The organism is Microvirga sp. BF8, assembly GCF_059888585.1.
On record NZ_CM187619.1, the window covers coordinates 1,733,941 to 1,751,218 of the forward strand.

Below are 17,278 nucleotides of genomic sequence, written 5' to 3' on the forward strand. Positions count from 1 at the left end.
CGGGTCGGCCGAACAGGGAGCCGAAGTGAGGTCGGGCAAGGACCAACAAGGGCCGCGATCTCTGATCGGTGCGAGACCTCCAATTTCCGATCACGTAGGATCAAAACGCTGAAACTTTACATCTCGCTGAAGTGGCGAAGCATACGCGCGGCGTCGGGTTCCTTCCCCGTGAACAATGAGAACGCGCCAACCGCCTGGAAAACCGCCATGCCGCCACCGGACATTGTGAGGCAGCCACGGGCACGTGCCTGGCGCAGAAGCTCTGTCTCGAGTGGGAAGTAGACGATGTCGGCGACCCAATGCTCAGGGCGGAGCAGATCGGCAGGTGCGGCCATTCCCGGGTAGTTCGCCATTCCGAGCGGTGTCGTGTTGACCACTCCGTCAGCCGCGGCCATCGCATCAGCTTTAGGAGGATTTGCATGAGCGCAATTTCTGCCAAACCGCTTGCGCAGGTCAGCGGCGAGGCTCACGGCACGGCTTTCTTCCGTATCGATGACAAGAACCTCGCCGACGCCCAGGGTTAGCAACGCATGGGCGACCGCGGCGCCGGCGCCACCAGCACCGAACTGAACGACGCTGTCCCTGCGTACATGAGGAAGCTCGCGGCGGAAGCTCTCCGCAAAACCCCACCAATCCGTGTTGTGCCCGATCCGACGGCCCTCCCTGAAAACGACGGTATTGACCGCGCCGAGCGCCTTCGCATCCGGGGAGAGGTCGTCCAGAAGCGGGATCACGGCCTGCTTGCAGGGATGAGTGATGTTAAGGCCAGCAAATCCGAAGCACTGGGCGGCCGAGAGAATATCCGAGAGGGAGCTTGAGTCGATTCCCAGAACCTCCAGATCGATCAGCTTGTAGATGTAGCGCAACCCCTGCTTCGCACCCTCGCGCTCATGCAGGAGAGGGGTCCGCGAGGCCTGGATGCCCGCGCCCACAAGACCGACCAGCACGGACGGCCAGTCCCATATGGTTTCGCTGCCGGCCGGATGGTCGCTTCCCGTGCGCTGACCTTGCGTCATCTCTTCTTCAGGCACCTGGAGTGCTCGCAACGAGATCCTGTATCGCCTCGACTGCCGCCGGGTAGCCACGCGTGCCGAGACCCGCAATGACCGCCGTCGCGATCGGGGAGACGAGGGACTTGTGGTAGACCGCCTCTCGCCGATGAATGTTCGTGATGTGAAGCTCGATGATCGGACCTTGGAACATCTTAAGGGCATCCATGAGTGCCACGGAGGTGAAGGTAAAGCCGGCGGGATTGATGATGATTCCGCTTCCTTGATCGATCGCCTCGTGGACCCACTCGATGAGTTCGTACTCGCGGTTGGATTGTCGAAACACGATGGGGAGGTCAGCCGCTTTGCGGCACATCGCTTCCACCTCAACCAGTGTGGTCTGTCCGTAGATTTGGGGCTCCCGCGTGCCGAGACGATTGAGGTTCGGTCCGTTGAGGATGTAGATCGGCTTAGCCATGGATTATTCCCTGAATACTGGTACCGACTATCCCTGGTAGCCGAACAGCCGTGGCAACCACAGGACGGTCTCGGGGACGAAGGTGAGGATCGCAAGAGCGACGATCATCGCGAAAAGGAAGGGCAGGGTGTCGCGCACGATGTCGCGCAGGGGCTCTCCCGAGATGTTCGCCATGATGAAGAGAAGAAGCCCATAAGGCGGCGTGATCAGCCCGATCATGATGTTGACGACGACGACGACCCCGAAATGGACCAGGTCGATACCAAGAGCCTGAGCGGTCGGGATGAACACTGGAACCACGATCAGCAGGATCGCGGTTCCTTCGAGTACGCAGCCGAGGAGTAGGAGCAGGATGTTGACGAGGATCAGGAACCCGGTTTGCGACAGCTGCCAGTGACCAAGGACGGCCTTTACGGTCTCTGGAATATTCTCGACCGTGACCACATAGTTGAACACCAGCGACCCTGCGATCAACATACCGATCGACGCAGTGGTTCTCGCGCTGATGGCGACCGATTTGTAGAAGTCGCCCCAGCTGACGCTCCGATAGAGTCCCGCCGAGATGAGCAGCGCATAGGCAGCCGCGACCGCAGCTGCTTCGGTCGGGGTCATGATGCCTGTGTAGATTCCTCCGAGGAGGACGACCGGCATCATCAGCGATGGAAACGCCTCCCAGGTAATTCGCGGCAGTTTCCGAAGCGGAACTGGCTGCTCGACAGGAAAGTTTTTACGCTTGGCGGTGATGGCAACGATAACCATCTGGCTCAGCGCCATCAGCAAACCCGGCATGACGCCGCCAAGAAACAGGAAGCCGATCGATGCATCCGACACGAGAGCGTAGAGCACCATCGGAATCGATGGTGGGATGATCGGGCCGATTACCGATGAGACGGCTGTCACGGCAGCGGCATAGCTCGCGGTATACCGGCCGCCCCGGGTCATCATGACCTGCATCATGCGGCCTGTGCCTGCCGCATCCGCAATGGCAGACCCTGACATGCCTGCGAAGATGATGCTCTGCAGGATATTCACATGCGCGAGTCCGCCTCTGAACCGTCCCACCAGGGCATTGCAGAATGTCATGAGCCGATCGGTCATGCTGCCGATATTCATGAATTCAGCGGCCAGAATGAAGAGAGGCACGGAGAGGATTACATAGTTGGAGTACATCCCGTTCAGAAGTTGTTCGGCGACAGTCCCCATGTCCTGGCCGGAGAGCAGAAGATAAAGGATCGATCCCGTGATCATCGCATGGCCGATCGGCAGGCCGAGGAACGCGAGGAAGGTAATGGCGACCAGCGCAAGCGAAAATGGACTGGCGAAGGTCATACGCCGGAACTCGCCGTTGTCGGATCGAACGCATCCGGTGCGACGCCGCGTACGGCCTGCCAAGCGAGCCAGAAATATCGGATGACCGTCGCAACCGCGAAGACGATGTAGATCGAGAACACGACATCAAACCTGATCTTCAAATACGCGGTCCGCTCGACTCTCATGAAGGTGACGTAGTCCACGACAGCGGGGAGGGATATGAGATAAAGCGCGATCAACGCAATGGCGGTAACGATGCACATGATCCGTCGGATGTTCGGCCCGACGGCACCGTAGATGATATCAAAGCGGATCTCCTCCCGCTCGCTGACGACAAAAGCGGCTCCCCAGAGTACGAGCCAGACCCAGAGGATGACGCTTAGCTCGTGAGTCCAGCCGATTGGAAGGCCGATAGCATACCGGAAAATGATCTGCAGGATGAAGGCCAGGAACATCGTGGCAAGCATTGCGGCGGCCACGTTTTCCGCACGGCGTGCAAGCCATTGTCCGATAGTTCGTATCGACGCGGTCATCGCGATGAGTCTCTTTGAAACGGGTCGCAATACTGGGGCGCAGCACAGGTAAGACGATGCCGCCTATCTTTGCCCCACACTCTCTTTGCCCCACACTCTCGAAAGCCGCCGGAAGCACGACACTCCGGCGGCTTTCCCGAGCCTCACATCGCGTTGATCTTCTCCAACATGCCTGGAGGCCAGCTCTTGGCGAGGTCGGATGACAGATACTTTTTCTGAGCAAAGTCGCGGAAGGCCTTCAGGTCAGGTGTATAGATGTCGAGACCTTGAGCCTTGAAGAACTCGGCGAGCTTGGATTCCTGCTTCAGATGCTCCTGCGTGCTCCACTCGATGGCCCTGTCCGCCGCGGCCTGGAAGGCGGCCTGCCTTTCGGGGGGCATGGCGTTCCAAACCTTGTTGGAAACGGCCAGGAGATCGAAGCCTACGAGGTGAGATGTCAGGGCGATCTGGGACATCACCTCGTAGAACTTCATGTTCTGCACATTCGGGAGCGGATTGTCCTGTCCGTCGATCGCTCCGGTCTGCAGCCCTGTATAGACCTCGGCATACGCCATCGGGGTCGGGTTGGCGCCGAGAGCCTGCCCCAGGAACTGCCAAGCATCGCCTCCTGGCATGCGCAATTTGATGCCGGCGAGATCCTCTGGCGTGTTGACCCTCTTCTTCGGCTTGAGGCCGACATGTCTGGCGCCGAAATAGGTTGGTCCGAGGATGTGAATGCCCAGCTTATCCGAGGCCATTGCCTTCAGTTGCTGACCGACATCGCTGGCGAATACCTTCTTCATGTGGTCGGCATCGCGGAACAGATAGGCGGACGTCACGATCGACCATGCTGGAATCTGATTGGAGATGTCCTGCGGGGCAATATTGCCCATTTCCAGATTGCCACGCTGCATGGCCACCAGCTCGGTGCCCTGCTTGAATAGTGTTCCACCGTAATAGGGTTGGAGGGTAAAGCCTTGCTGCTTTATCTCCTCCCCGAAGCGTTTCATCATCTCCGCCCGGATATCTTGTTCCGAGAAGACGGCAGAGAACCGCAATGTGCCGGGTGCCTGAGCGGTAGCCGGACCAGCGATGGCGAAGGCCAGGCAGGCTGCTCCCGCCGCCATCAGAGTGCGACGGTTGATAGAAGGTTTCATCAGTTCCTCTCCTTGATTTACGGCGCGCATTCTTCTGCGTCTTGGCAGGAACTATCGACTCCGATAATTTCTAAATCAATGGGTATTTTGAAAAATATATGATATTTTGCGCTTGGTCAGACGAAGCGTTGAGCGATACTGCGAAGGGGATTTGGACAGCATGAGCCTGGAGCTAGTGGCGACGTCCATTTCAGATCGCGCCTATGATCGGATTCGCGCCGACATCGTCTTCGGCCGATTACCGCCTGGAGCACGGCTGCGGCTGGATCGGCTCGCCAGTGACTATGGGGCCAGTGTCAGTACTTTGCGGGAGATTCTCAGCCGTCTGACCTCAGAGGGTCTCGTGGTTGCCGAAGGGCAGCGCGGATTCAGGGTTGCTCCAGTTTCGCCAGACGGTTTTGAGGACGTGGCCGCCATGCGGTTGCTTCTCGAGACCCATGCGATTCCGTTATCGTTCGCGGAGGGCGACCTCGAGTGGGAGAGCCGTGTCGTCGCCGCGCATCACAAGCTGGCCTTTATGGAGCGGCGGATGATCGCCGGGGAGCAGGAAGGGACGGAACTCTGGAAGCGCTATGACCGGGAGTTTCACCAGATCCTGATCGAGGCCTGCGGATCTCAGACCCTTCTCGATCTCTATGCAGGGGTCTTTGATCAGTACCTCCGGTACCAGATGGTGGCGGTCGTGTTCCGCGGCGAGATTGCTGCCAAGGAGCACAGGTTGCTGCTGGGTTGCGCTCTTGCACGTGACGCAGACCGTGCCTGCGAGGTGCTGACGCAGCACGTGAATGGATGCGTGGCCTATACGCTCGATAGAGGGGCCCTTCGATGAGCGATGAGACACAGACGCAGCAGCCATCCCAGACAATCGGTGAAACCGCCTATCAACGCGTTCGTTCCGACATCATCTTCGGTCATCTGCCGCCCGACAGGAAGCTGAAGCTCGACCAGCTGAAAGCAGATTATGGCGCAAGCGTCAGCACGCTTCGCGAAATCCTGAATCGCCTCCACTCGGAACGACTTGTCGTTGCCGAGGGGCAGAAAGGCTTCGTAGTGGCGCCGGTCTCGATCGCCAATCTGCGGGAGATCGCGGCCCTGCGCCAACTGCTCGAGTGTCGGGCATTGGAACAGTCGTTCCGCGCCGGCGACATGGAATGGGAGAGCCGGGTCGTTGCCGCGCATCATCGTCTCGCCCGAATGGAGGAGCGGATGGCCCAGGGAGATCGGACCCATACGGAGGAGTGGAAGCGGTATGATTGGCAATTCCATCAGTCGCTCATTTCAGCCTGCGGTTCGAAAATGCTGATCGACAACCACGCCGCCGTCTTCGACAAGTACCTGCGCTATCAGATGATCGCCCTGAGCTATCGTGGGGACATCGCAGAGGGTGAGCACGCTCTGCTGCTGGAGTGCGCCCTGCAAAGGGATGCTGTGCGCGCATGCGAGGTACTGACGCGCCACGTGGCCGGCGGGCTCGAGCATGCACTTGCCACCGGTACGATCAGCTAGCCGCGATGGAGGAACAGCCACCGTCGCTGATCCCGCAGAGAAATGGAAACGAGCATGCATACCGCTATCGCCACCGTTTGCCTGAGTGGCACCCTCACCGAGAAGATCGAGGCCATTGCGGCTGCCCGGTTCAAAGGGGTGGAGATTTTCGAAAACGATCTTCTCTCCTTCAACGGCAGTCCCAGGGACGCGCGCCGGCTGATTGAGGACCAAGGGCTTCACACAATCACCTTCCAGCCGTTCCGCGACTTCGAAGGCATGCCTGAGCCGCAGCGTTCCAAAGTCTTCGCCCGGGCCGAGCGAAAGTTCGATGTCATGCAGGAACTCGGTTGCGATCTCCTCATGGTGTGCAGCAATGTTTCTCCGGAATCAATGGGTGGACTTGACCGGGCAGCGGCCGACTTTCACGAACTCGGCGAGCGAGCAGCAAGACGCGGCATGCGGGTCGCTTTCGAAGCCCTTTCCTGGGGGCGGCATATCCATGACTACCGTGACTCGTGGGAGGTCGTGCGAAGGGCCGATCACGCGGCAGTAGGGCTGGTGCTCGATTCCTTCCATGTTCTCGCCCGCGGCACCGACCTGTCTGCTATCCGCTCGATCCCGCCGGAGCGCATCTTTCTTGTCCAGATGGCCGACGCGCCTAAACTCGATATGGATTATCTGTCTTGGAGCCGGCATTATCGCTGCTTTCCCGGGCAGGGCGACCTGCCTATCGACGATTTCATGGGCGCACTTCACGCCACGGGCTTCGACGGGCTCCTGTCCCTTGAAATCTTCAACGACCGCTTTCGTGCGGGCTCGGCACGTAGTGTCGCGGTCGATGGGCAGCGGTCCCTCATCGTCATGCTCGACGAATTGCGGCGGCAAACGGGAGATCCTATCCCCGACCTGGCTTCCCTTCCACCTAAAGCGACCTGCTCCGGCATCGAGTTCATCGAATTCGCCGTGGACGAGCACGGATCCGCCGGTTTCGAGCAGGTCCTCGGAGGGCTCGGCTTCAGGAAAGCCGGTGTCCATCGTTCCAAGGCCGTGTCCCGATGGCGACAGGGTGACATCAACATTGTTGTGAATGCAGATAAGGAGGGGTTTGCCCACTCTTTCAATATCACCCATGGGACATCCGTGTGCGCCCTCGCGTTGCGGGTCAGTGACGCTCAAGGGACGGTGAGTCGTGCAGCGGCTCTTCTGGACCAGCCTTTCCAGCAGCCGGTGGCATCGGGCGAAATGGAAATACCTGCAGTTCGCGGGCTCGGCGGAAGTCTTCTGTATTTTGTGGATCGCCAAAGTGGTCTCGACCGTCTCTGGGACGTTGACTTCGTCGCCACCGAGGACGGTTCGGTAGCGGGAGCAGGGCTGATAGCGGTCGATCACGTCTCGCAATCAATGCACTACGAGGAAATGCTGACCTGGCTCCTGTTCTATACATCGCTCCTCGATGTGCAGAAGACACCGGTTCAGACAGTCATCGATCCGGGCGGGGTCGTGCAGAGCCAAGCTATCGAAAGCCGTGATGGCATGCTTCGACTGATTCTCAACGCCTCTCAGAGTCGACAAACGCTCTCATCGCGCTTCCTGAATGAGCTCTTCGGATCGGGGGTCCAACACATCGCGCTTAGGACCGGCGACATCTTCTCCACGGTCGAGAAGCTCAGGTCCAGCGACATCGGACTCCTCCCGATTCCGGACAACTATTATGACGACCTTGAGACCAGGGCCGATCTTCCCGCCGATATCCTCGAGGAGCTGCGTGCGAACAACATCCTTTATGATCGGGATGGCACAGCCGAGTACTTCCAGGTCTATACGAGGGCTTTCGAAGGCGGGTTCTTCTTCGAGATCGTCGAGAGACGCAACTACCAGGGCTATGGAGCCGTGAACGCGCCCATCCGCTTGGCGTCACAGACGCGCCTCGCGTCCGAGCATGGTCGCAGGGTTGACAACCTGGTCTGACACAGAAGACCCGGACGAATGCGGGGCCCGTTGCATCAGGCAATGTGCCGACAGGAGCTGCAAGCCGGCAAGCAAACGTATTCCCGATCGACGGACCTCCACCATTGAGCGTCCAGACTCCGGTGGAGGGAGAGAAAGACAAATCGGGGTAGCCCCGATCCGCCCTTCCACTGGCAGAAATTCGGCGCTTTTTCGGAACACGAAAGGTGGCGACTCTTTGGATGAGTAGCCGAAACCCGGAGGAACGGCGATGGCGGAGCTGGTGGTTATTGGGTTTGACGGGCCGGAGGAGGCGGATCAAGTTCTGACCGAGCTGAGGCGTCTGCAAAAGGAGTACCTTATCGATCTTGAGGATGCCGTTGTCGCCATTCGTCAGGCTGACGGCACCGTTCAACTCAAGCAGAGCCTCAATCTGGTCGGGGTGGGCGCAGCCTCAGGAGGGCTCTCCGGGGCGTTCTGGGGTGGGCTGCTGGGCCTGCTTTTTCTCAACCCCCTGGCTGGATTTGCTATCGGCGGGTTAGCCGGCGCCGGAGCCGGGGCTCTCTCGGGTGCGGCGATCGATTATGGTATTAATGACGACTTCATCCGCTCTCTCGCCGCCACCCTGAAGCCGGGCTCTTCAGCTCTGTTCGTGCTGGTTCGCAAGGCCCAGCCCGAGAAGGTCCTGAGCGAGTTGTCACGCTTCAAAGGGCACGTGCTCCGGACCTCGCTGTCACCTGAGCAGGAGGCGCGTTTGCAGGCGGTCTTGTCCGGAAGCGCGTCAGCCCCGCAGGCGGTGGCCGCGCCACCGGCGTGAGGTCAAAGCCGTCCCACATTTCAGCGTCACATCAATAGGCACATGATCATGACGACGTCACGCAAACCCGAGACCAAGATTGCTCGCAACAGCCAGCCCTGGCTCCATCAGCAAAGTCGTGAGATCCAGGCCTTCGGCAGTGTACGACAGTTTCCGCTCGGTCTATCGTCCGACGCACGGCAATATTCCTGCCAGCGACTGAACCAGCTGCTCGCCGATACCCAAATTCTATATGCGCTGTACAAAAAGCATCATTGGCTGATGCGCGGCCCGACATTTTATCAACTGCATCTTCTGCTCGACAAGCACGCGGGGGAGCAGATTGCGCTGGTCGATACGATCGCCGAACGTGTCCAGACGCTCGGCGGCATCGCTGTCGGCGATCCGCGCCATGTGGCGGAGATTACCCGGATCGCCCGACCGCCGAATGGCTGTGAGGAGGTGCCGGCGATGCTGTCGCGGCTTCTCGAGGCCCATGAGACCATCCTGATCGATGCCCACGATGCGGCGTCGCGTACAGCCGAGCTTGGGGATGATGGCAGCAATGACCTGATCGTCTCCGATGTGATCCGCACCAATGAGCTGCAGGCTTGGTTCCTCGCCGAGCATCTGGTCGATACCCCATTGGTGCACGCATAGGGGCGCGGTTTGCCAGGTAATCTAATTCGCGGTAGGTGGCAGTATCCCTGAGCTCACCACCGGCAGAGCATCGGGCGTGAAGGTTTTCTGAAGACCGGAACGGTCAGGAAGCCGGACTGCGGCCGACAACGGGGCTGGCCGAATATCGCGTGGTAGCAGGCGGCGCAGCGAGATGCCCGGCGGCCTTTTCCAGCAGGCTCTGAAAGGAGCCCTGATTGTTCTGTCCAACCACAAGGGCATAGAGTCGTAGGCTGGCCGCTATTGCCTCATCGTGGATGCCCCGGCTGATTTTGGTGGCCGATCGATCAAGCAACTCGGCCCATGCCTTCTCTCCTTGACCGATCATGACCGCAGACCAGAGGCTTAGTTCGCCCGAGAGCATCGCAATGTCAGACATGGTGGCAGCCCTGTAAACTGCATGGATCGGCCCGGCTCAGCACACCGGCTGGCGCCAGAGCCGAGGAGTGGGCGCCCTGGCTGAGAGTGTCAGGCATGTCAGACACCTCAGCCAGGGCGTGGTCGACAGCAAGTCGCATATCGAAGGTAACCGTGACGCTTGGCAGCGCAATATCTCAAAAGGCTTATCCCAATTGGGAGAGGAAACGTGTTCCAAACCAATCTAAATTATTTGCGAGAGTGTCTTATGCCCCCGACGCTCTTGCATTCGACTTCAGGCCCTGCTCTTCAAGCGGGGCCTTTTCTTGATCGAGAATGCAGGAACGGCCTGACGATATTGAGAGCGGGCGCCCCTATGTTATGAAAGAGTATATCGTCCAGTTGCCGCGCAAATCACTCACTGAGCCTGCAATGCCGCTATCCCCGCCAGTTCGTCCGACGGTGTTGCTATTTGATCATCGCACAGGCCACCCGAGTTCCCGCGTTGCCGATTGGCTGCGACAATTGATCGTCTTCGCCAGCGTGAATGACAAGTGCCGAGCCGTCCCCATCGCGAAGCCCGTCGGCGCCGGATAGCCTGATCGCGGTTGAAACCACCTCAGCGTTGGCCGAACCATCGGCGTTGGCGTAGATATTCGGGAGGTCCCCCTCGTCCGGGCCCTCGGGGTTGAGGAGTCCGTGCTGTCTATGCGAGGGGTTCACATGCCCTTTCGACAACTCGAATTTTCCGGGGTCGGAGCAGTCTCCAATCTGATGGAAATGGATTCCATGCCATCCGGGTGACAACCCCCCGGCATCAATGCTTAGCCTTAGGACCAAGGCTTTTGCGCCACTCCGGATTGTGATCTTGCCGATGGCTTTGCCCTTCGAACCGTGAACAGGCCCTTCGAAGCTCTGAGTGTCCTGCGTCTGGGCAAGTGCGGATGCGGCAACCCCGCTTGCGATGATCGCTGCGAACAAGACAATCCTCATGGTCACTCCCTCTGGTTGGAATTCTTGCAGACGAATTCCCGTGCCGACACGGGCCCTTCATGCGGTGCCGCAATTCTAGGAGATCCATCAGCTCTTCGGCCTTGCAACAGGCCAGATAGGCTTCATTTGCTATCGGAAAAGAGGAACAGGGCTTTCCTTCACAGACGATTGGAGCCTCGTCCGAACTCGCGGCGCTCGGCGGCCATCTCCAAAGGACGAGCGGATTGGTGCTAATTCCCCCAAGAATATAGCTTGGGCGTATTCTATGAGCCCAGAAGGATGATGCGCCGCATCTTCCGGAGTAGTGGCCATAATCATGGCGCTGCTGCACATTACTCCAAAGTGGTCGCGATTTTGGAGGATTCCATGCGCTCCTGGCACAAAACTCTTGTTGCAACAGCCGTATTCTGTACCATGGCCGGGCCGTATGCCTTTGCGGATCCGCCAGGGGATCGTGGCCCAAGCCCCGGCCTGGGCTATGCGAATGGATGGAGTAACGGTGGCGGTCCGAACGGCGGCGGATCCAGCCGGGGTGCTCCTGGCCCGATCGCTGGAGCGGGCCTGCCATTCCTCCTTCTCGCCGGGGGATACATCCTGGTCAGGCGGCGCTACCGTAACCGCGCGGCATCGACGTCTATTCAGGTCAAACAATGAACATGACTGGAGCGCCTCTTACGGCGCTCCATCGCCTGACCTGTTTGATTGGTCCATGGTCTTCCGCAACCGGTCATAGGATCCGTCCAAGCGCCTTGCCAGCCTGCGAGATCTGGTGAGATCGCGTCAGTGCGGATCCGACTTCAGCAGTTGTCGCATCAGCCCGCGGGCCTTCGCCATATCCACTGAATTGTCCGGTTCCGGGATTGCCTTGAGGGCCAGAGCCATGCGTCGGGCTGCGGTCGCGTGGTCTCCCAATCGCTCGTCGAGCTGCGCCTCGCTCATTGCAATCCGCAATCCCAGCATGACAGCCCCTTGGCTTGCAGCCAGTTCTGCTGCCTCTGCGAAGGTTCGTCGGGCCGGCTCGACACTATTCGCGTCCGCCGCCAGCATTGAATCGCCCAGGACCCGCAAGAGTTCCGGGACCCAGATGCGCAATGAGCAATCCTCAAAATCCTGGCGCTCTCTACTGATGCGTTCAACGGCCTCATCCGGCCGATCCAGCCGTGTCAGCACCTCCGCCAGCACGCAAAGATAGACTGGGAAATCCTCGTTCGTCGCGATCTCGCGCTGGCGGGCAAAACCCTCCTCGATCATCCTCAGTCCTGCTTGCGGATAGCCGCGGTCTGCCAGTACCCAGCCCTTGAAAATCGCTCCTGCCGAACCATGATCGGCGAGGCCGTGGTCGGACGTAAACGCGATCAGCTCTTCGGATCTCTTGAGGACCTCATCATAGTCCCGGCGATAGACATGATGCAGCAGCGTGAGCCCCTTCGCGTGCAATTGGCTGCCAAGATGATCCATATGGTTCGCCCAGGAAATGCTTCGGGCGTCCTCCTCGATGGCGCTTTTGAGCCGCCCCTCCATCCAATCGATTTGGGACAGGCTCCCATGGGCACAAACCTTCGCATCATGGTTGCCGTAAAGGCGAGCGTGATGCCGGAAATCCCCGCTGTGATAAATGTCCAGTCCAGCCTGCATATGCTCGCGACACTGGCGAAGCGAGCCGAGATGGAAATGGCTTGCCCATGTGCAGTGATATGCCTGCAGCAATAGCTCCGAGTCGTCACAACGGATGGCCCGATCAAGAAGCGCGGTGGCACGCTTAAGGTTGGCGGGTTCGAGACGCCACCACCCCCAGTAAATCGGAAAATGTGTCACGTCCTCCGGCAATTGCTGACATAACTCGTAGGCCGTCAGGTACAACGCGCGGGTTTCAGGTGCATGAGGGCCCTTGAGTCCGATGAGGGCGGGGCCGAGCAGGGCGCTCAGCTCCACCCGCAGGCGCATCGTTTCATCTGTCCGAGGCAACTTTTCAAGTCCGGTAAGTCCGCGCCGCAGCATTCCCGTTGCCTCTGTTAGGGCGGAGCGAGAGAGGCTGCGACGCGCGGCCTCGAGCCAATGGGGAGCGGCCTCCTGCGCCCTCCCTGCCTCCGTCAGGTGTTTCGCCAGGACGTCGGGAAAGAGCGAACTCGTCTCCGGAGCGAGTGCTTGGATGGCCTGGGCCACCCGATTGTGCAGATCGCGCCGCTGCTCCCTCAGGAGACTCGCGTAGGCGGCATCGCGCAGCAAGGCATGGTGGAAGGTGTAGGCCTCAGGCTCCGAGCCTATAAGGCGTTTGAGAATGCCCGTGCGTACGAGTTCGTTCAAGGCACTGGCCAGTTCAGGCTCGTCCAGCTCGCAGACCGCAGCCAGGATGTCGCGACGTGCAGATCTGCCGACGACGGCCGCAGCCTGCGCAATCGCTTTCGCTGAGCCGGACCGATCCAGGCGTGCCATAAGGGACTCGTCCAGAGAGGACGGAATGAGACCTGCTGCTTCAAAGAGTTCGTCGACGCTTTGGAAGGCACTTTGCAGGAGGAGCCGTGTAACTTCCTCGACAAAGAGCGGAATCCCATCCGTGCGATCCGCCACTTTTTCGGCAAGGCGATCGACGAAATCATGGCCGATCATCGCTCGCATCATTTCCGCGACATGCTCGGGGGCTAGCGGCTGAAGGCGAATGGCTGTCTGTACCTTCTCGCTCCAGGCGGCAACGCAAGCCTCGCGCCCGGTCAGCACCAGCAACACCGGATGGCCGGGCAGGCGCTCGATGAGGGACTCGAGGAGTTCGCATGACGTGGGATCCAGCCAGTGAACATCCTCTACGATGATACAGTGAGGAACCTCGGCAACGATCATCAGCAATTGGTTGGTGAGGGTGGACATCGTCCGCTCCCGCAGCTCCGCGGGAGACAATCCTTCGATAGCTGGGTCCGTGGCGGGAAGACCAAAAAGGCTTGCAACGAGAGCGGCGGTCTGCCGCTTCTCGGCGTCATCCCCCGCGAAGACTTTGGAGAGCTTATCCAGCGCCGACCGAGGACTATCCTGAGCCTGGATGCGGGCAATGGTCTGCAGGTGATCGATTACGGGTCGCAGTGGGCTATCCGCCCAGAACGCCGAAGCGGCAAGCCGCATGATTTTCGCTTCCCGAGGCAGATGCGAGGTCACGAACTCCTCGATGAACCGGGACTTTCCAATTCCTGCTTCGCCACTTACGAGTACCGAAACGCCGGCTCGACGCTCCGCCTTGCGCCAGAGCACTCCCAGCAGGTCCATTTCATCTTGGCGGTTGCAGAAGCGAGGAGCCTGGGCAGGCTGTGGTCCCGCCTCGGCTTGCTGGAGATGCGAGAGTTCTCCCGTCACTCGCCAGATCATGTGGGGTTCGCTGAAACCGCGCAATGCAACGCGCCCCATAGGCTCGCAGGCGAAGCGTGACCGGACACGGTCATACGTCCGCTCCGCGATAATGACTTCGTTGGCATCGGCGCGGCTTTGAAGCCGCGCCGCGAGGTTGGGGCAGGAGCCGAGGATGGTTTCCTTGTCAGCCTCGCCTGCGGAGAACAGGTCACTGACGACCACACGCCCGGTGGCCAGTCCAATCCGAACCTGAAGTGGGTGCGCCGCCGGAGTTTTCAGATCACTGACACCGGCGACAATCTGCAGCGCCGCTCTCACCGCCCGTTCCGGATCGTTTTCATTGGCGATCGGATAACAGAAATACGCCAGGATGCCGTCACCAATGAACCGGGCCACATGTCCGCCGAAGTGATTGATCGCGTGGCAGCAGAACTCACGGTAGATGCGGATCAGTTCCAGAAGATCCTCAGGATCCAACTCCTCTCCGAGGTTTGTGGATCCAACCAGGTCGACGAACATGACGGTCAGCGGACGCAGTTCTCCCCTCAGGTTCGGCATGGCGACAGGCGGCCGTGCCGCCTCTTTGGGCTGGGCCGGGCTGTTTCCGTCCAAAGCGTGCCTGAAGCGCTTACGCTCGCCGATCGTCAGCCCGAGTTCGCGCAAATCTTCGTCGGTCAGATCTCGAAGTTGGTCGAGCTCAATTCCCTGCTCGCGGAAGGCCGAGAGACGGTCAATCAAGCCTATCGATCTGAGCCACTCTTCCACACGACACCTCTGCTTGTAGCAGTGCCACTTGAAAGCTGGGTGCTTCGGCGCTCGAAACGGCGCGGCATCGACTGACCTGCGCAGGGTCTATCCGCCGCGTTTCGCATCATCCTTGGCGGAAACCTGTCCTCCAATTGGTATGTCAGCCAGCCCTCTGCTTCGTCCGATGCTTGATGCTTATGCCAATATTTTATCATGCTAGCACAGAGTTCGCAGACAAGTGGAAGGGTATCGCGCCCGAGGGTGCCGTTCCGCAGCCAGAGCATGCTGTTTTCTGTACATTATTACGGAAGATGGACTGTGAACAATCCACATTTTCCATCTCCGACATAGGGTGTGAATGCCAAGCTCTTCGCGAGGTCGACTCCTGGCCGATCAAATATGAGGTATTCATTCCTCCGCGGCACCGTCGTGGATCGCGGCCTCCCATGCCACGGTGTGGGCGAAACGAAAGGCGATCTCCGGCGGACGCTGGTTTGTGGATCGATCCACTTGGATGCGCTCGAGCAGCGCCATTGCATCGAGGCGTTTCTGGTCGACGCTGTTCGTCGCAAGCCAGTCCCTCAGACAGAGGAGGTCATGACCGTCGAGGCCTCGTTCGTCTGCCAGGCTCAGAATCGTTTCATAGCTACGGTTCTTATAGAAGAGAGACTTCGCAAGCGATTTGAGTACGTCGGCCGTCTCATGTGCGATGATGTGCCGTTCCTCTGCGCACTCAAGGGTGGCACGCACATTCACCATCGCTTCTGTGACTGGGATGTAGTCCAGCTCCTCCGGTCCGTGCAGGATTGCAACCTCATCGTCATCCTGAAGCGTGCCATCGCGAAAGAACTCGAAGACCTTGCCAACGCCCTTCATGCCGAATGGGGCAAGTTCTGCCGCACGGAGAGCGCCGATGCTAGCGGCACCGTAGACATGGATCCCCTGCGTCATTGCCCACAGGATTTCCTTGTGCCAAACGCTTGGAACTGTTTCAAAGAAGCCGTCAACCAAGCCTATGGCGAAAGGGTGCGACCGAGCAGCCTTGTAGACGTCGCCCTGCCGCACAGGAGCTCGCCATTCGAAGCCCGATACGGCCTCTACCAGCGCTCGGGGCAACGAAGGTCCTGAGAAGATGATCGCTGTCATAGCTCACCGCGAGCTGCTCGCCGGGCACGTGGACCCGGAGCATAGGATGGATCGCTACAGTTGTCCTCGAGTCCTGGGATCACCACCTTTGCGACAGGAATACCAATGTCAGGGCGCGTCAGGTCGACGGCGAGGACCTGGTCAATCCCGACCGCCCGTAAGCGGTGCAGTATCCATTCAACGTCCTCTTCGACCGTGTCTGACTGGAGCGTCGGAACAGTTCGAAATGAACTGCGCGCGCCAGATTGCGACAATGCATCGATCAGCGCGACGCCGAGCTTTTGATAAGGCGTCTTTCTATAGGCGGAGGCGGCAATGTCGTCTCGGATTCCGCTTATATGCGTCAGGCGGATTTGCGCCGCCTCCGTGAGAGAGCGCACCAGTGCAATGGCGCGGTCCGGATGGCAGCCTGCTCCGCGGCACCGCGGCAGTGTTGCCGATGGGTTGCAATCCATATCGATCGTATCGCACACGAAGGTCGGAATCCCGACGTCCGAGGTTGCATCCCATACCCTCACGGACATTCCGACCTTGTTGTATGCTTCCATCAGAAGGCGTGCATCCGGATCGTCGACGGAATCCATGTCGACAAGGCGGCGGGCGCGGACACTGCGCGCATTCCACAATGCGACTGCGTCGCGTTCCACGACCTCGCATATCCCAGCGCTCAGCGCTTCCCAGATGTGATTGCCGGAGGCAAGGCCGTTCGTTCCTGAACGGAAGAAGCCCCGGCTGCGGTTGGGCGGGAGCGTCGCATCGGTATCGACCGTTTCCGCAGGTAGCCAGCAAGCTTCCCGGTTCAGAAGATCATAGGCCTCGATCCATTCGATGGGATGAAAGCCTGTTGGAAGATCGTCTGCAATGCACAGTGATTGCAGATCCGCCAGCCGAACTCTCGCTGTCATCTCGTTCGTGCTTGAGAAATATGTTCGATCAGCAAGGTTTTCGGCGTGAAAGACCTCGGCGGCCTCCATGAATGCGGAGGCGAACGCATGGGCCAGGGTCAAGCCCTTGCCTTGCGAAACGGAAAAGGAAAGAGAATTCGGGCGAACTGCAATGGCAACAGGGATGCCGATGCGGTCAAGTCCCGTCACATTGCCGAGCCGCGTGATGCCCATGGCTGGAGCCCGGTGGCCGAAACGGGCGAGCGTTACCTGAGGAGTGGCGGATCGATGCGTCCCGTGCTGGAACGTCTTGCGGCATGACCCGTTAAGGCTCTGTGGCCAATCGGCCATGATTGTCTCGCCCCACACTGTGCATCGCCGCCAAACTCCGAGAAGCTCGCTGAGCTACCTGCCGTTCTTCGGCGCGCCTCGTCCTGGCTTCGGGCGGTTCCAGTTGCCGGA

The 17,278-nt window shown here is 59.6% G+C and carries 15 protein-coding genes; 5 read left to right on the top strand and 10 right to left on the bottom strand.

The window, feature by feature from the left end; genetic code table 11:
- Positions 1–116: 116 nt before the first annotated feature.
- The 5 genes from AC522E_RS08310 to dctP form a co-directional block, all read right to left on the bottom strand.
- On the bottom strand, positions 117–1,016 hold the full coding sequence (locus AC522E_RS08310; protein WP_500749936.1) for a shikimate dehydrogenase: 900 nt from the start codon (positions 1,014–1,016) through the stop codon (positions 117–119).
- 7 nt (positions 1,017–1,023) lie between these two features.
- Positions 1,024–1,467 carry a type II 3-dehydroquinate dehydratase gene (locus tag AC522E_RS08315; protein WP_500749937.1) on the bottom strand — a complete coding sequence of 148 codons (444 nt, stop codon included), beginning with the start codon at positions 1,465–1,467 and terminating at the stop codon, positions 1,024–1,026.
- Between the two features lie 27 nt (positions 1,468–1,494).
- Positions 1,495–2,796: a TRAP transporter large permease gene (locus AC522E_RS08320; RefSeq protein ID WP_500749938.1), complete on the bottom strand. Its 1,302-nt coding sequence runs from the start codon at positions 2,794–2,796 to the stop codon at positions 1,495–1,497.
- Positions 2,793–3,311 carry a TRAP transporter small permease gene (locus AC522E_RS08325; RefSeq protein ID WP_500749939.1) on the bottom strand — a complete coding sequence of 173 codons (519 nt, stop codon included), beginning with the start codon at positions 3,309–3,311 and terminating at the stop codon, positions 2,793–2,795. The genes AC522E_RS08320 and AC522E_RS08325 overlap by 4 nt, the downstream gene beginning before the upstream one ends.
- A gap of 143 nt (positions 3,312–3,454) precedes the next feature.
- Positions 3,455–4,447, bottom strand: coding sequence for a TRAP transporter substrate-binding protein DctP (gene dctP / locus AC522E_RS08330; RefSeq protein WP_500749940.1), 993 nt, complete (start codon positions 4,445–4,447; stop codon positions 3,455–3,457).
- Between the two features lie 160 nt (positions 4,448–4,607).
- On the opposite strand from dctP, the gene AC522E_RS08335 reads away from it, so the two are divergent.
- From AC522E_RS08335 to AC522E_RS08355, 5 genes are all read left to right on the top strand, one after another.
- Positions 4,608–5,276 (top strand): GntR family transcriptional regulator, encoded by a 669-nt coding sequence (locus tag AC522E_RS08335; protein ID WP_500749941.1) that lies wholly within the window; start codon positions 4,608–4,610, stop codon positions 5,274–5,276.
- Positions 5,273–5,953: a GntR family transcriptional regulator gene (locus tag AC522E_RS08340; protein WP_500749942.1), complete on the top strand. Its 681-nt coding sequence runs from the start codon at positions 5,273–5,275 to the stop codon at positions 5,951–5,953. Before AC522E_RS08335 ends, AC522E_RS08340 begins: the two co-directional genes overlap by 4 nt.
- 54 nt (positions 5,954–6,007) lie before the next feature.
- Positions 6,008–7,903 (top strand): bifunctional sugar phosphate isomerase/epimerase/4-hydroxyphenylpyruvate dioxygenase family protein, encoded by a 1,896-nt coding sequence (locus AC522E_RS08345; protein ID WP_500749943.1) that lies wholly within the window; start codon positions 6,008–6,010, stop codon positions 7,901–7,903.
- A gap of 250 nt (positions 7,904–8,153) precedes the next feature.
- Positions 8,154–8,699 (top strand): DUF1269 domain-containing protein, encoded by a 546-nt coding sequence (locus AC522E_RS08350; protein ID WP_500749944.1) that lies wholly within the window; start codon positions 8,154–8,156, stop codon positions 8,697–8,699.
- 42 nt (positions 8,700–8,741) lie between these two features.
- Positions 8,742–9,338, top strand: coding sequence for a Dps family protein (locus AC522E_RS08355; RefSeq protein WP_500749945.1), 597 nt, complete (start codon positions 8,742–8,744; stop codon positions 9,336–9,338).
- Positions 9,339–9,441: 103 nt separating this feature from the next.
- On the opposite strand, the gene AC522E_RS08360 is transcribed toward AC522E_RS08355, so the two are convergent.
- From AC522E_RS08360 to AC522E_RS08380, 5 genes are all read right to left on the bottom strand, one after another.
- Complete coding sequence (locus AC522E_RS08360; RefSeq protein WP_500749946.1) at positions 9,442–9,735, bottom strand: hypothetical protein; 294 nt, start codon at positions 9,733–9,735, stop codon at positions 9,442–9,444.
- A gap of 446 nt (positions 9,736–10,181) precedes the next feature.
- Complete coding sequence (locus tag AC522E_RS08365; protein ID WP_500749947.1) at positions 10,182–10,706, bottom strand: superoxide dismutase family protein; 525 nt, start codon at positions 10,704–10,706, stop codon at positions 10,182–10,184.
- Between the two features lie 780 nt (positions 10,707–11,486).
- The gene (locus tag AC522E_RS08370) at positions 11,487–14,888 is read right to left on the bottom strand and encodes an AAA family ATPase (protein ID WP_500750620.1); all 3,402 of its coding nucleotides are present in this window, start codon (positions 14,886–14,888) and stop codon (positions 11,487–11,489) included.
- Positions 14,889–15,194: 306 nt separating this feature from the next.
- Positions 15,195–15,932: a TfuA-like protein gene (locus AC522E_RS08375; RefSeq protein ID WP_500749948.1), complete on the bottom strand. Its 738-nt coding sequence runs from the start codon at positions 15,930–15,932 to the stop codon at positions 15,195–15,197.
- Positions 15,929–17,167, bottom strand: a complete 1,239-nt coding sequence (locus AC522E_RS08380; RefSeq protein ID WP_500749949.1) for a YcaO-like family protein — start codon at positions 17,165–17,167, stop codon at positions 15,929–15,931. The genes AC522E_RS08375 and AC522E_RS08380 overlap by 4 nt, the downstream gene beginning before the upstream one ends.
- Positions 17,168–17,278: the final 111 nt, after the last annotated feature.